The organism is Sphingobacterium sp. SGR-19, assembly GCF_011043555.1.
Taxonomy (GTDB): domain Bacteria; phylum Bacteroidota; class Bacteroidia; order Sphingobacteriales; family Sphingobacteriaceae; genus Sphingobacterium.
Map to the genome: position 1 here is coordinate 12,712 of NZ_JAAKGS010000006.1, position 15,460 is coordinate 28,171.

A 15,460-nucleotide genomic window follows, 5' to 3' on the forward strand; every position below is an offset into this window, starting at 1 on the left:
GCAGTAGACAGTGAATAGAAAACTTATTATCGGAACCAGGGGTAGTCAATTGGCATTATGGCAAGCTGAGTTTATCAAGGCAAAGTTGGCGGAGATTGGGGTAGAATCCGAATTGAAGATTATCAAAACCCAGGGGGATATCGTTCAACATCTACGGTTGGATAAACTGGAAGGTAAAGGATTTTTCACTAAAGAGCTTGAAGAAGAATTATTTACGGGGCAAATAGATTTGGCTGTTCACTCTCATAAAGACCTACCGACCGTCCATCCTCCAGGACTAATCATTGCGGCAGTATCCGAGCGAGAAGATCCATCGGAACTGATCATTATCCATAAGGACTGTGTTGATATAAAAAAAAGATTGTCTTTAAAGCACAATGCATCGGTCGGTACCTCATCCAATCGGCGTAAAGCTCAATTATTATCTTTACGTCCGGATCTAGAGTTTATCGATCTACGAGGTAACCTGCAAACACGTATTCAGAAACTGCGAGACGAAAAATACGATGCAATCGTATTAGCAAAAGCCGGCATCGCACGTATTGAGATGGATTTAACGGATTTCCATATTGAAGAAATTCCGCCTATCGAGGTGGTCCCCGCTCCTGCTCAGGGTGTTTTAGCTGTACAGATTCGTGAAGTCGATAAAGAGTTGTTTGATCTTCTACAGCCAATACATGACAAAAAAGTAGCAAACGTTATCGGAGTAGAGCGGAAAGTGCTGAATTTATTCGACGCCGGCTGTCACGCTCCTTTAGGCTGTTATTGTCGTGAAACAGAGGATGGACAGTACGAAGCCTGGACCTCCATAGCAGAAGACAATGAAGATTTTCCAAATCGTCTATATACGCGTGCTGAAAATACAGATGGTATGGCTGATCGAATTTTTGCCAAATTCCAAAAAGACAGAAAGCTGCCTAGCAGCGTTTTCATTACACGTGACCTAGACGAGAACTCCTACTTAGGTCGTTATTTGGCAAAACACAATATTCATGTTGACGCGCGTTCCCTTATCAGGATATATCCAACTATCAATAAACTGGATTCTTTTATTTTAAAACGTGCGGATTGGATTTTCTTTAATAGCAAAAATGCTATTGAGCATTTCTTCAAACTAGATCCTTGGATTTTAAAAAAGACAAAACTCGCCGTACTCGGTAGAGGCTCTGAAGATGCGTTACGTAAATATGGCCGCGTAGCCGACTTTTCCGGCGATAACTTAGGTATCAAGACGGAAGATATTGCGAAAGAATTTGCTAAACTTGTCGATGGCCAAACCGTCTTCATCCCTAGAGCAAAAGATTCGTTAATGTCTATTCAAAATGCACTTACGCCCAATACGAAAGTTATTGATATGCCTTTCTATGAAACGGTGATACAGGAGAATGTGGATAAAACTAACGCAGAAGTACTAATTTTCACAAGCCCTAGTAACGTAGAGGCATATTTTCAAGAAAATCTAATCGATCCTGGTCAAAAAATTATTTGTATTGGCCATTCTACTGCGAAGGCTATTGAGGCTATGGGGCTAAATTATACGCTTCCTTTCACCCCCGACGAAATAGGCCTTTCAGAAGCCATCTTTGGGTTGGACTACGAGTAAATGGCTGATGACTAGTGATTAATAAAGATAATACTAAATACTAAATAAGCATGTTGCATCGTCCAAGAAGAAATAGAAAATCTGCTGTTATCCGGGATATGGTCCAAGAGCATCATATAACACCCGCCAACCTTATTTTTCCATTGTTTGTTATAGAGGGACAAAATCAGAAAACTGAAGTTTCTTCTATGCCCGGAATATATCGGCATTCAATTGACCATCTGTTGCGCGAGATAGAATGTTGTATGAAACTTGGGTTGTATGCATTCGACCTTTTTCCCAATATCGACGATTCGCTTAAAGATAAATACGCTACTATAAGCTATAAAAAAGACAATCTATATTTGAGAGCTATCGAGGAAGTAAAGAAAAACTTCCCTGAAGCCTGTATAGTAACCGATGTAGCCATGGATCCTTACAGCTCGGACGGACACGATGGAATTGTGGAAAATGGTATTATCCTAAACGATGAAACCTTAGCTGTATTAGGGAAAATGGCGCTTGCACATGCGGAAGCAGGCGCCGACATCATCGCTCCTTCGGACATGATGGACGGACGCATCGGCTATATCCGCGGGGTGCTTGATGAAAATGGATTTTCACATGTGTCACTGATGTCGTATACCGCAAAGTATGCTTCGGCTTTTTATGGTCCTTTTCGAGATGCCCTTAATTCAGCACCAAAAGCAGGTGATAAAAAGACCTATCAGATGAATCCTGCCAATTCACGGGAAGCCCTTATTGAGGCCCAATTAGATGCGGAAGAAGGTGCGGACTTCCTGATGGTTAAACCTGGACTTCCTTATTTAGACATTATTAAACTATTACACGATAATTTTGACTTACCTATCGCAGCCTATAATGTTTCCGGTGAATATGCGATGATGAAAGCCGCTATTCACAATGGATGGTTGGACGAAGAGCGTGCTATCATGGAAACATTGATGAGTTTCCGTCGCGCGGGTGCAACTTCAATCCTGACTTATCACGCAAAAGAGGTGTTGGAAAAGAAATGGTTGGTATAGATTTTTCTTTTTTTTAGAAAAAAAGAAGCAAAAAAATCGCCGCTTCGGATGTTTCACATTATGGATAGTACTAAGGATGAGTTTGTGCAGTTGCAAAACATCCGGATGCGGCATGAAATGTAAAGGAATGGTGATTGCAATAGGCATAGTTCCGAATCACGAGAAACGAACCCAAGAGCTCATTTTTAGATAATTGCAAAATGAAACAACTACAAGATATTTCCCGTAAAAAATCAGCGGAGCTTTTTGAGAAGGCAAAAAATTATTTCCCAGGAGGTGTAAACTCTCCGGTTCGGGCGTTTAAATCAGTATATGGTACTCCTCTCTTTATTGAACGAGGGGATAAGGCCCGGATATGGGATGCTGACGGCAATGAATTTATTGACTACTGTTGTTCTTGGGGTCCGCTTATTTTAGGGCATAACCATGATCAGGTACGCGAAGCGGTATCCCAACAGTTAAACAAAGGACTGAGTTTCGGCGCGCCGACCCGATTGGAAAATGAGCTAGCGGAATTGATTTTAACCCATAATCGCTACATCGAGAAAATTCGTTTTGTGAGCTCCGGAACAGAAGCCGTCATGTCTGCTATCCGTTTGGCGAGAGGTTATACAAAAAGGGATAAAATTGTAAAATTTGAGGGCTGTTATCACGGACATTCTGATTCCTTATTGGTGAAAGCCGGTTCTGGCTTAATTACCTTCGGCGAAACATCCTCTGCCGGTGTACCGAAAGCATTCGCAGATGAAACTATTGTTATTTCGTTAAACGATAGGCAGGCGCTAGAAGAGGTTTTTACGTCGTTTCCCGATCAGATAGCCGCCGTTATTATCGAGGGTATTCCAGCAAACAACGGTCTGCTCATTCAGGATAAAGACTATATCCATTTCTTACGTCAAATTACGAAAGAACAGGGGGCTTTACTTATTTTCGATGAGGTAATTACTGGCTTTCGCTTAGGCTTCGAAGGAGCAGCGAAATACTACGATATACAACCCGATATTATTACCTACGGAAAAATTATTGGAGGAGGTATGCCCGTTGGCGCATACGGTGCTTCCAAAGAACTCATGGCACATATTTCACCTGACGGTGGTGTATATCAAGCGGGCACCCTGTCTGGAAATCCAGTCGCTATGTCTGCGGGTATTGCCGCGCTACGCGTATTAGCAGAGCCCGACTTTTATACCAAACAGGAAACAAAAACTCATGAGTTTGTCGAAGCCATACGCACTTATATAAAACAGAAAAACTATGCGGTACAGATTTTCACGGTTGGCTCTATTTTCTGGTTTGCTTTTACCGATCAAAAAAGTATCAAGCGAGCCGACGAAATTGATCCACTTTCCATGGAAAAATATAAAGTGATGCACCGTTCACTGCTGAATCAAGGGATATACTTCGGTCCGTCAGGATACGAAGTCGGGTTCATTTCCAGTGCACACACCCCCGCAGATTTGAATCAAACGATCGAAGCCATTCAGATCGCTTTAGATTCCGTTTTTGCATAGTAAAACTTTTTTCTGTTATATTTGTTCAATAACAGAAGTAGTAAATCATAAAAAATAATTAAATCAAAAGGTATGAAAATGACCAATTTGAAAACTGCCTTAGCATTTGTTGCTGCATCAGCAACGCTTGTGGCATGTAACCCTACCACCAAGAATACAGATGGTGAAACGCAAGACACCACGGCTCTTGCTGACTCTGTTGGAAGTATTGGGGTAAATCCCTTGGCACATTCCAAGGAGTTCCCAGGGGCAACATTAGAGATATCTTCTATCACTGCTGAAAAAGTAGGAGCAGATTCTGCAAAAGTTACCGTTAAATATGATGTAAGTAATTTTGAGTTAACGGCTCAAACAGAACACGATCACCATATGGCAAATTCACATGAGGGTCAGCATATTCATTTCATTTTAGATAATGCGCCCTATGCGGCATTATATAAGCCTGAACATAGCGTGACGGTCGCCCTCAACTCAGAGCACTATTTGATGTCGTTTTTATCACGTTCTTTTCATGAGTCGATCAAAACAAATGACGCTTCCAAATTAGTAAAATTTAGGGTTACGGCTGACGCTACTATTGAGGAATTACCAGATTCAGGACAAGCGGCCTTGTTCTATAGCCGTCCAAAAGGTGAATATAAAGGGGAAGACACAAAATCCTTATTATTAGATTTTTTCATTGTTAATGGCTCTTTAGGTGCAGATGGTAACAAGGTTAAAGCAGACATCAACGGACAAGAATTCTTGTTAGATCAATGGGTTCCTTACGAGATATTAAATATGCCAATGGGCGAAAATACCGTTAAACTGACTCTTGTTGATAAAGATGGTAATGCAGTAACGGGTGATAATGTGTCTGTAGAAAGAAAGATTACGCTTTCTGCGGAATAAGAATTAAAATCAATAAAAAAGTAAAGGCAGACTACACATCTGCCTTTACTTTTTTATTTGTATACCGAAAAATCGACAGCGCTCCGAGACCGACGATAATACCAATTGATAAGGTAATCCACAATGCATTATGATCTGCAACAAGCGCTAACGAAATAAAGATTAATGATGTGATAGCCATCGTACGTGCTAAGACTTTTAATCCGTAACGGTTTTGTTCTTCACTACTCTGTTCCTCTTCGCATTCTTCCTCTAATTGGCTTGCGATACGTTGCTGCTCTCCCTTATAATGTATGTAATCACGGGCAATTTCCTTCCGGCTTCTTGCCCATAACTCATATCCGGCCAACAACGCAAAAGGAATGATAGCGCCGGCTAACATCTCTTCTGCCCTACTTAACGCAATGCCGGTTAACAGCGGATGTAAAAATTTAAAGTATACATTGATTGCCAATCCTAAAATAGTACACCAAAGAATCGAACGCCCCGTATGGTACTTGGAGAATAATGCCCATATTGGTGGACCATACAGCGAACAGCCCGTTACTGCGCCTACACTCAACACGATCTCTACGATACCGCCTGCTAATGGAACTATTAAAGCTACCAAAATCGTTATAATGCCAAATACCACAACGGCAGACTTGGCAACAAACATTAACTTCTTGGGCTTCGTATATGGTCGTATAGACTTATACAAATCGTTTGTAAATACCGCAGCCGCCAGGTTTAGTGTTGTATTCACCGAGCTTGCCGTAGCGAAAACCATACCGCCTAGCATTAATCCGATAAGTCCTTTCGGGAGCACTTCTTTACACATCATTAAGTAAGCTCCTTCGTTCTCTAACCCAGATAAATCCGGATTAACAATTCTGTAAATCATCGGAGGCAACATCCAAATAAAGGGACTGATAAGATAAAGACCAGCAAATAGATATCCCACTTTACTAGCCGATTTGGGGCTATCTACGGTAGTGTAACGTTGCACATAAGCCCAATTTCCTCCTATAAATATTCCGTTGTAGATAGCAAATGCCAACAGAAAAAGCCAAGAATATTCTTCATTCACGATTTGGAAAAAGTCAGGTGGCGCATTGGTAAACAATGTGTCTACACCGTCTATACGATCAAAGGCTAAAGGTACGACGATAACAACCGCAGCCGTCAGTACAATAAATTGAACAACATCCGTTATCATGACGCCCCAAAGTCCGCCCACAACCGTATACAAGATGATAAGAATCCCCAGTACCAGAATACAGGCTTCAATTGAGAAACCGGTAGAAACATTAATAATTTTTGCTACCGGATAAAGGAAAGCACCTGTGTACATCAATGAAATAAGCAGAATAAGGTAGCTGTAAAATTTCTGGACACTGACTCCGAGCCGGCGGGATACGAACTCCGCCGCTGTCAGCGCACGGGATTTCTGCCAAGCAGGTGCAATAAACATGCCTACAAAGAAACCCGCCAAACACATCGTCATTTGAATAGCAATCGCGACAAAACCGTGTTGATAAGCAATGGATCCCCACACGACAAATGTACCGGCGGAGAAAAAGCTCATGAACAACGACAGGGAACTGATCCTCCAGGGCACGGCGCCACCCGCCGCAAAGTACGACTTCATGGAACTACCTGTTTTTCCAAAAGATAAACCGGCAGTAACAATAATGCCTGTAAAAACAAGCATGATGATATAATCTAAAATACCCATCTTTCTTTCTATCTATAGCAACGAACGGAAAATAAGGAAGCTGGAACATTCTCCGACGGGCGATCCATCATAATGATCAGTGCGCCTGTTGTAACAGGCTGATCTAATTCAATTCGATTCATACTTTGGTAATTCCCCTCTTTTTCAAAAACAATACGGCCTTTGTCATCCACTATTTTATAATTCCGTACACAGAATGGCATCACATCTTCGGGATGCCCCATCAACACACTCTCCATCGGATGGTCATAATCTGTGTCGAAAAATAAGTCAATCTGGCGGATTTTTTGTGGTTCTTCCCAACTTATTTTCAATTGAGGAGCGGAATCTTCCATCGCAGCTACCCATGCGTTAGGAGCAGTTGTTGGGCGATACACACCCGTTTTGATCTGTTCCACGCCAAACGGTGTCAAAGCGGGTTCTATCTGTAATGCCAGATTATGTCCATCTGGTCTACGTTGTGGACACCAGAATTCAAATGCTTCCATACCGATATCTTCTGGGGGTGTCTGCTTGCCAAAATTGGATACCGCTTTATTGATAAGGTTGAAAGCAGTAAGGACGCCCGTAACGCGGGTATTAGTACGATATAATGATATTGTCGTATTTTCGAGGAAAGTCACAAAGGCATACCCACGTTCTGGCATCGTTGCACAAAACGACAGTTTTACTTTTCTCCGCCCCTTAGTTAATGAGATAGATTTCGCTTCCAGTGTAACGTCCGGCGTATAATTTCCAGCTCGGCTACTTGTCCGCAGCTCTACCTGCAATTCCGTATCCTCCGCTGCATCAACTTCCACCGTAATATCCGGTACCCTACCTGCTTCTAGGGGTAGCATCTGTGCTACTGCGGTATCTATCGGAAGTGAAAAATCTGTCTCCAATTTATCTAGTTCAAAAACACTGGATGCACGGAGATTCGCCTTCTGTACTAGATCCGTTTCATCCGTTACTTCCAAATGGGGAATATGCTGTCCCGATTTCAGAAGCTCCCGCTGAAGCTCCGGCACGAAGCCTTCTGTGATGATCTCGCGGGGACTGAGGTATTGCTGTTCGTAATCCGATTCGTATCGTGCTCCCCGCACTCTACTATCTGTCAACTTGTTAAAGCAAGATCTGACTTCGAATGGCTCCTCTACTCTAGCTCCCTTTTCCTTCGCGATATAGGCGGCCATACCGATTGCCTGTCCGATGTGCGCCGCTGTAGCCATGACGCGTGTAGACGCAAAAGCAACGTGGGTAGCGCTAATCAGTCGTCCACCCAGAAACAAATTTTTGATATTCTTGCTATACAGACAACGGTACGGAATCTGGTAAACACCTTTGGCATGCCATTGGTTACAGCCCGGTTTCTCGCTGAACACACCATCGGCGGGATGCAGGTCAATAGACCACCCCCCATACGCTACGGCATCTTCATGTTTTCGCTGTTCGACAACATCTTGTTGGCGCAGCATATAATCCCCCTCAAAACGACGGCTTTCGCGTTTTCCAGGAATTGTTCCCACCCATTCCAGCGTCATCGTTTCAGCTTCCGGAAAATTGCCCGAGTTCTTAACATAGTCCCACGCACCGTAGATCACTTTCCACAGATCCCATTTAATCTGCTCGGTATCATGGACGGTATCCATCCGTCCGCCATGTTCCAACCACCACAGCTGGCAGCCGTGCTCCTTCGCATTGAACTTCCGGAATTTCGGAACCTCCCTGGCAACATCCAGTGCGAATCCGGGTGCTTTATATTTAACCGGACGTCCGGTATCCTTTGTATAGAAATACATACTATGTCCCAGCAGCTCGCCGTATTCCTCGGTCGGCGCAAATTTTTCCCCGAATTCCTCTTTCTTCTCCGCCCCCATCCTAAAGGCAGCACCCGAAAGAAAGCCCACGATACCATCGCCGGAGGCATCACAGAACAGCGGTGCATGGACGACATATTCCGTCGAGTTCTGGCTGCAGAACCCTTTTATCGAACCGATGATATCGTCATCCGTCTTGTGAACTTCATACACTGCCGTATTTAACAGCAACGTAATGTTCGGTTCCGCTGTTACCTTATCCAACAAAATGGCATCAAATATCAGCGGATTCCCTTCCTTGTTGAAATACGTATTCTCCACCAATATCTCGTCTATTACTCCCCCTTCACGGCTCCATCGATTGTTGTTACCGAGATGCGAGGTCGCTCCTAATATCCATAGACGAACCTCACTGGAAGAGTTCCCTCCCAAAACTGGTCTATCCTGTATCAACACAACTTTGACCCCTTTACGAGCGGCGGTAATAGCCGTGCATACGCCGGAGAGCCCTCCGCCAACAATGGCAAGTTCGATGTGGTGTGTTTCTCTCTTTAATTCCCTACTTGCTTCAAATCCTTCTTTTATCATTCCGTTATTTTATTGTATTCGACGACCAACCTAATTTTGAACATTCTTCACGTTATCTACGACAACCGTTTCTCCGCATTCTACATCAATCGGAGAGCCATCGCCGATATAAAAAATATCACGAAAGCTAGCCTCCACAATTCCTTGCACATACACCGGCGAGTACGTCACTATATTTCGCACCATCAGGCCCTTAATATTATGCGTATGTTCCACGACTAACCCTTGTTTTGAGGCTGGATTAATCGTCATATTTTCGATAAAGACATTACGGATTTTCAAGTTTCCTATAGGCATGATCCGAATTGCCCGATGCGAAATAGAGTAGAAGTTTTGCCAATTCTGCAAGTAAATATTAGCGATATCATCCTGCGCCCCATCATAGATAGCGCCACTCACCACATTAACATTCTCCTTCCCCGCCGGAACGCCCGTATCCGTCAAGCCTATGTTGATAAAATCATCTCCACTCCTGCCTTTACAACGATCTATGATGATGTTCCGGCAACCAAAACGCACGCCAAGTCCGTCCTGATTTAACACGGTACGATCCATTCCATCAATATTTACAGCCTGTCGCACGTCAAAAGTAATATCGCGAACCAAACCATTTCGTGCTCGTTCTAAAACAATACCATGCGCATGATAATCTTTCAGCTTAATTCCACTAATTTCAAAACCATCAACGTGCGCTAGGATGATCCCGTGATTTCGCCAACCACCTTTTTGATTTTCGCCGGGTTTTCCGGCATCACTGCCGTAGGACTGCGAAAAACCTTTTCCTGGATTTAAGGACAATCGCTTATTGTGATCTCCGGTTGAACGTGGATTGTTGGCACCTTCCAGCACTACATTCCCTTTACCCACAATTTTGATGTTGCGAAGCGGTTTGATATCGCTGATTCCCAATCCCGAATTGGCAGAACGGATAAAATTATCCCTAGCGCGATCAGACAGTTTGATTGTACAATTGTTAAGTTCCAGTTCTATATCGGAAGGAAGTAAAATTGCTCCATCAATCCGCCAAACAGACGTCTCTTCTACCACATCATACCGCGGGATCATCACCTTACCGGTTGTTTTCACCGCATCGTTCACGGCTTGCTGTATCCGCTCAATCTGACTGCCTTGAAGGTATTGATTGGGCGTCAGGTAAGCTTCTTGAGAAAAAACCGTTAGCGAAGCCACAAACGACAAAAACACCGTTACCATGTACTTTCTAGTTGTCTTCATACTCTTGTTTTAGGGATTTTACTCGATTTTTTCTCCACGTTATTGCACATTTACTTCACTTAAGCGAAGCCAACCGTCATCGGTCATATTTTCTTTCGCCGCAATATGAATACCGATCTCGTTATTCTTGGTCACATCGACAATACCAACCGCCCAATAGTAGTCACCGGGATTTACGTTAGCAAGCGTGGTGGAAAAAGTATATCCTTTCGGATATCCTTTAATCCACTCCGAAAGGATTGGTGCCTCATCAACCATGATTGCTTTAGGCGATAGGTCATTTTTATTCAACAGGGCAAAAGCTACTTTATACTTATCGTTCCACTGTGGGATATTGGTTGGACAATAGCCCCAGCCGAGATTGTGCCAGCGATGCCCGATACGAAAGCTAGCGCCAGTGGAAATTCTTTCCGGAAGGGATATCCTATCAGGATACAGGCGATAGCCTCCTTCGGCGATAAACTGCTCGACCAAATAAAAAGCCTCATTAAACCAAGAAAACGCTTCGCCGTTAACAATGTCACGACTGTAGCGAAGATCCAGCATATTGGCCGCAGCGCCCTTAGCCTCATCAAATTCACCACGACGCACATCCGCATAATTGCCATACCCATCACCTGAAATCGATCCACCATGCGAATTTTTCACCCAACCACCTTCTGCCACAATAGGGCGTTGATAATTATACCTGCGCGCAAAATTTTGTTCCCAAGCTTTGTAATAATTTTTCATACCAAAAGCATCATGACGTAGGGAGAATCCCTTTTCAATTGCACTTTCCAGCATACGCTGTGCAATCGGGAAATCTGCGTCATTACTCCAATCACCGCGTGCTAAAATCGTGCGATGATAATTCACAATAACAGGCACACTTTTAAAGGCACTCGCATAAAGACTTGTTACCCAGTCAAACACAGCTTCGCGCGGCGTGGCATCATCCGTTGCGTAACGCAGACTATGCGACTCGCCCCATTTCCCTAAACCTGTTCCACTGATAAATTGCACCATATCAGGATCATCATAACGTTTCGCAAACGTATTTATAAAGTCCGCATAGCGTTGTTGAAAAACCGTATTGTCCGGATAGGGAGACCACACATGACTTGCGGTGCCTGTGGTCGTTTCGTACCCTTCGATACCCGGGGAATCCATAACATACTGAGGGGTGAAGTTATAGTGCTTATCCCGGCTATCTACGATAAAGGAAAATGCCAACTTTAAGTTTCGCTCCAGCGCGCCCGACACCAGATCCTTGAATCGTTGAGCCGGTTTCGTATTCAAATCCTCATCCCATACATACCTACCTTCCTCGGGATTAAAATCAGACCAAGCACCACGAATAAAAAGCGTCGTTGCATAATCCGAAACCTTTATACGACCTTTTGTCGACTGAAAATTATCATAGTCCTCCCAGAAAGTATCGGATAAGCCATCGCCTAAACCTGCATATATTACCCAACCGTTCATGGGATTTCGCAATAAGGCCCTTCGTTCCGGCAGGACATCTACCGAAATATTACCCGATATATCTATATCTTCGTATGGTTCACCCCAAACGCTTTCACTATCACTGCAGGCCGTGAGACCACACACGAGCAACAATCCCAGCACCATCGAAAGTATTTTATTATTTATCGTATTCATAATTATTCTCCTTATGTTATTATAAACTATATCCCGATCAACCTATTTCGTATCAAAAACCACCGTTAGATTTTCCACATCGACGACTACGAAATTCGTTCCTGATGGGATATTAAAGAAAGCATAGCGGTTATCCCCTTGTCCTTCTACTAGCGTTTGCGGTGTATTCGAATCCACGGTAAAATAACCATTGCTCACGTTCCGCTGTGCCGGCGCTGTAGAACCAAACGCATAAACATTGTTATGAATATTGGATACCGAGAAACGCAGCGATCCGGTTTGACTTTCGCCAGTACGTTCATCGGAGATTGTAGTCCTCGGCAAAGCAGCGCCATTATACACGAAGATATTCGGGTTTGCCATACTTTGGGTCATTTTGAAATCATCGTGGAAGCCACTGAAACCATTTCCATCTCCACTCCAGCTATTAAATCCACCATACATCCAAAGTTCTGTTATCGGTGCCGTATACGGATTTTGTCCGATGACCGTGTTGTTCCACGAAACCACTTTGGGTTTGAGATCAGTTTCCGGAGAGTAAATGGTAATATCTTTATTCTGTATATTGACAACAATACGATACACCCCAGCCGAGGCAATCTCCCAGTGGTTAACTGCTTGTGCGCTGCCCGTTTCTGCTTGTCCAAAACCGATCGTCACACCATCTGAGATCGCTTGCACGCCACCCGATTCAGGAACAATGGAGAGCATTCGTTCGCCTTCAAACTCTATAGGAAGATAGAGTGTACCCGCATTCAGTTCCCCCCTAAACGCATACACATTTTCGTCTTCTAATGCTCGATTTATTTCCACTTCTCCATCCACAGCCGTGCCCGACATAAATAGCGCATCCAAATCCAGCACATCACCGGCAGGCACAATGCTAAGCTGCTTTGTTGATAAATTAATCGTCACCCGATATTCATTTTCCTCTGTGATCTGCCAAGCTCCCGCTTCCGTTAATTCCACCACCTGTATATCGGCCGGTGAAGTCGTTACCTGCCCACCGTCTTCCAACGGAGCAACTGCATTTTCCATTACATCGAGGCCATAAATAATCGGGAAAAAGATGGTTCCTGCAGACAAATTTCCTGTGTACATAAAGAGATTGCTATTCCCCGAAGCAGAAGTCATCTCGATATCCTCCTCTCCCACAGCTGTTCCACGCATAAACAACTGATCCGCCAAGAAAGGCTTCGGACCGAAGGTTTTAATCTTAATTTGCAACGTCGCTACTTCAGGGATAATCACCCGCGGGCCTTCCGTATTCGAGGTGATCCGCACATTTAGTGTACTTGTAGCACCGGTAGGGCGTTCCCAATAATCGACCAGCAGCTCTTGTAGTTCTTCATGCGTAAAGCTCTTCGATGTTTCATCTTGCGCCACATATTCGATAATCGCCCCCTTATCACTACCACTCGATGGCTCCATTTCCAAGTAATAGGACGTACTATACGCAAACCCCAAATCTGCAGCAGCCGACCAATTCAGCGTCAATGCGACATCACCAGACGTAGTTTCGTCCAGTAGCACCTCATCAGTGGACGCCTCGATTGCCAAGGTATAATCGTGACGAGAGTAAGCATCGTCAATATCTAATCTTTCGCAAGCCACCAAGAGGATCCCCATCATGAGCATCACCAGAAGCTTAGCATTCTCCGCTATTCTATTCATTTTCATATTCATAAGGTTTATAGAATTTGTTAGCATATTTATTTAATATCCCGGGTTATTATCCGTTCGTAGATTTGGTGATATTTCCAGTTCAGGCGTAGGTAGCGGCCATAGATACTGACGTTCATCCCATACACGTTGCGACAATACCGAAATCAATCCTGCATTTTCCATTTGAGAGAAGTCAGCAATACCATCTTCATCAATTTGAGGCGTATATGCCCAAAACCAATGTCCTTTGGAAGTTACCTGATCAATAAGATCTGCTGTAGGATAAAGAATGCCATAGTTCTTCGTATTCAACGCCTTTGTAGCCAAACGCCAACGAATTAAATCCATATAGCGCAAACCTTCATTTGCTAATTCCACCCGTCGTTCCAACCGGACTTCTCTTCGCAAGGCTGTTTGGTCCATGCTCGTAATGGCCGGATATTGGTCTGTCGCCGCCAAAGGAACGCCATATGCTCGTGCACGAACCGCATTCATCGCGTCCAATACCGATTGGTCAATTTGATTCAGTTCAATCTTCGCCTCGGCATACATCAACAACACATCCGCATAACGCATCATCACATAATCACGTTCTACGGTACGCCCATTTTGGGTCCATAGTTCGTTGATACCTTTTTTCCAGTTCAATGCGTTATACGAGGCATACTGGTTGATGGCTCGATTGTCCTGATTCGCCTGCATGGTGCCCGTATTATAATTCATCACCTGTGTCACTTCCGGATGCGGGTTATAATCAAACCCAACGTGAACCGTCCCGAACTCTACGATAGTCTTTGCACAACGCGGATCCCTATTCGCGAAAGGATTATGTGGATCAAACAATGGCGACTCATCTATAGGCAAGCCGTCAGTACAGAGGAAAGCCGCCATCAGATCCCAGGAAGGGCAAGACGATCCATAGCCTCCGGGGTTACGCGTGAGTTCGTTGTTTACAACCCATTGATCCAGCACAACGCCGCTGGCAATGGAGCGCGGAAAAGCAAATATTTTTTCGGAAGTATTCGATTTCGTATCCGCCAAAAATAAGTTCCCAAAATCTGGATGTAAATCATACACCCCTAGATCGATACAAGCTTTCGCCGCCGTTGCAGCCACCTCCCAGTCGCCCATATACAGCGCAAACCTAGCTTTCATGGCATAAGCCGCTCCCTTCGTAAAATGCACCGCACTGTTTGGATAGGACTCTGGTAAAACAGCTGCTGCTCGATCAAAATCCTCGTAGACCAACGGGATGACCTCATCTTTAGGTGTACGCGTTTTCTCAAAAGCCTCTTCCAATGTAGGCGACTGATCGTAATACACTACATCACCGAAATAGCAGATCAAGTCTGCGTATTTACAAGCCCGAGCGAAATAGGCTTCTGCCTTATATGCCTCTATTTTTTCAGGACTAACGTTGCCTGCAGCGGCTTCGTCAATTCTCTCTAATAGCGCATTGGCACGGGCTATCAATTTATAACTCTGTTCCCAAAGACGGTACACCTCCCACTGACCACCGTTTAGCGTTCCGTAGAGAATATCCACGCGGTGCGTATTTCTATACGAAAAATTATCCGTCCATTGGTCTGAGTTTTCCAACGGTTGATTCCAATAGCCGAGAATATAAAATTCATTTACGGCCATATCCAATTCTGTTTCGGTTGAATACCAGGTTTCGCTACTTCCTTCCGAAAGTGGTGCTAAATCCATGTCCTGACAGGCTTGCAGCATCAGCAACAATCCTAGTGCATATATTTTTACTATGTATTTCATATTCATATTGT

The 15,460-nt window shown here is 44.0% G+C and carries 10 protein-coding genes; 4 read left to right on the forward strand and 6 right to left on the reverse strand.

The window, feature by feature from the left end; all coding sequences use genetic code 11:
- The first annotated feature begins 10 nt into the window (after window positions 1–10).
- The 4 genes from hemC to G5B43_RS12120 all read left to right on the forward strand — a co-directional run bounded on the left by hemC (window position 11) and on the right by G5B43_RS12120 (window position 5,030).
- The gene (gene hemC, locus G5B43_RS12105) at window positions 11–1,603 is read left to right on the forward strand and encodes a hydroxymethylbilane synthase (protein WP_165295017.1); all 1,593 of its coding nucleotides are present in this window, start codon (window positions 11–13) and stop codon (window positions 1,601–1,603) included.
- Window positions 1,604–1,653: 50 nt separating this feature from the next.
- Window positions 1,654–2,628, forward strand: coding sequence for a porphobilinogen synthase (gene hemB / locus G5B43_RS12110; RefSeq protein ID WP_165295018.1), 975 nt, complete (start codon window positions 1,654–1,656; stop codon window positions 2,626–2,628).
- 200 nt (window positions 2,629–2,828) lie between these two features.
- Complete coding sequence (hemL, locus tag G5B43_RS12115) at window positions 2,829–4,139, forward strand: glutamate-1-semialdehyde 2,1-aminomutase (protein ID WP_165295019.1); 1,311 nt, start codon at window positions 2,829–2,831, stop codon at window positions 4,137–4,139.
- A 72-nt stretch (window positions 4,140–4,211) separates the two neighbouring features.
- Window positions 4,212–5,030 carry a hypothetical protein gene (locus G5B43_RS12120; protein WP_165295020.1) on the forward strand — a complete coding sequence of 273 codons (819 nt, stop codon included), beginning with the start codon at window positions 4,212–4,214 and terminating at the stop codon, window positions 5,028–5,030.
- Window positions 5,031–5,061: 31 nt separating this feature from the next.
- Here the strand turns inward: G5B43_RS12120 and G5B43_RS12125 are convergent, their stop codons facing one another.
- Genes G5B43_RS12125 through G5B43_RS12150 form a run of 6 tightly spaced genes read right to left on the reverse strand, consistent with a single transcriptional unit; the run spans window position 5,062 to window position 15,449 of the window.
- Complete coding sequence (locus G5B43_RS12125) at window positions 5,062–6,747, reverse strand: sodium:solute symporter family protein (protein ID WP_165295021.1); 1,686 nt, start codon at window positions 6,745–6,747, stop codon at window positions 5,062–5,064.
- A gap of 8 nt (window positions 6,748–6,755) precedes the next feature.
- Window positions 6,756–9,134, reverse strand: coding sequence for an FAD-dependent oxidoreductase (locus tag G5B43_RS12130; protein ID WP_165295022.1), 2,379 nt, complete (start codon window positions 9,132–9,134; stop codon window positions 6,756–6,758).
- A 30-nt stretch (window positions 9,135–9,164) separates the two neighbouring features.
- The gene (locus tag G5B43_RS12135) at window positions 9,165–10,367 is read right to left on the reverse strand and encodes a hypothetical protein (RefSeq protein WP_165295023.1); all 1,203 of its coding nucleotides are present in this window, start codon (window positions 10,365–10,367) and stop codon (window positions 9,165–9,167) included.
- 39 nt (window positions 10,368–10,406) lie between these two features.
- Window positions 10,407–12,011 carry a DUF4832 domain-containing protein gene (locus tag G5B43_RS12140; protein ID WP_206367342.1) on the reverse strand — a complete coding sequence of 535 codons (1,605 nt, stop codon included), beginning with the start codon at window positions 12,009–12,011 and terminating at the stop codon, window positions 10,407–10,409.
- 42 nt (window positions 12,012–12,053) lie between these two features.
- Complete coding sequence (locus G5B43_RS12145) at window positions 12,054–13,691, reverse strand: SusE domain-containing protein (RefSeq protein ID WP_165295024.1); 1,638 nt, start codon at window positions 13,689–13,691, stop codon at window positions 12,054–12,056.
- A 36-nt stretch (window positions 13,692–13,727) separates the two neighbouring features.
- Complete coding sequence (locus G5B43_RS12150) at window positions 13,728–15,449, reverse strand: RagB/SusD family nutrient uptake outer membrane protein (protein ID WP_165295025.1); 1,722 nt, start codon at window positions 15,447–15,449, stop codon at window positions 13,728–13,730.
- Window positions 15,450–15,460 lie beyond the last annotated feature (11 nt).

Excerpts from the sequence above, each read along its gene's own strand:
- G5B43_RS12150 (WP_165295025.1), bottom strand. The coding sequence starts at position 15,449 with ATGAAATACATAGTAAAAATATATGCACTAGGATTGTTGCTGATGCTG.
- G5B43_RS12135 (WP_165295023.1), bottom strand. The coding sequence starts at position 10,367 with ATGAAGACAACTAGAAAGTACATGGTAACGGTGTTTTTGTCGTTTGTG.
- G5B43_RS12145 (WP_165295024.1), bottom strand. The coding sequence starts at position 13,691 with ATGAAAATGAATAGAATAGCGGAGAATGCTAAGCTTCTGGTGATGCTC.
- hemB (WP_165295018.1), top strand. The coding sequence starts at position 1,654 with ATGTTGCATCGTCCAAGAAGAAATAGAAAATCTGCTGTTATCCGGGAT.
- G5B43_RS12125 (WP_165295021.1), bottom strand. The coding sequence starts at position 6,747 with ATGGGTATTTTAGATTATATCATCATGCTTGTTTTTACAGGCATTATT.
- G5B43_RS12130 (WP_165295022.1), bottom strand. The coding sequence starts at position 9,134 with ATGATAAAAGAAGGATTTGAAGCAAGTAGGGAATTAAAGAGAGAAACA.
- G5B43_RS12140 (WP_206367342.1), bottom strand. The coding sequence starts at position 12,011 with ATGAATACGATAAATAATAAAATACTTTCGATGGTGCTGGGATTGTTG.
- G5B43_RS12120 (WP_165295020.1), top strand. The coding sequence starts at position 4,212 with ATGAAAATGACCAATTTGAAAACTGCCTTAGCATTTGTTGCTGCATCA.
- hemL (WP_165295019.1), top strand. The coding sequence starts at position 2,829 with ATGAAACAACTACAAGATATTTCCCGTAAAAAATCAGCGGAGCTTTTT.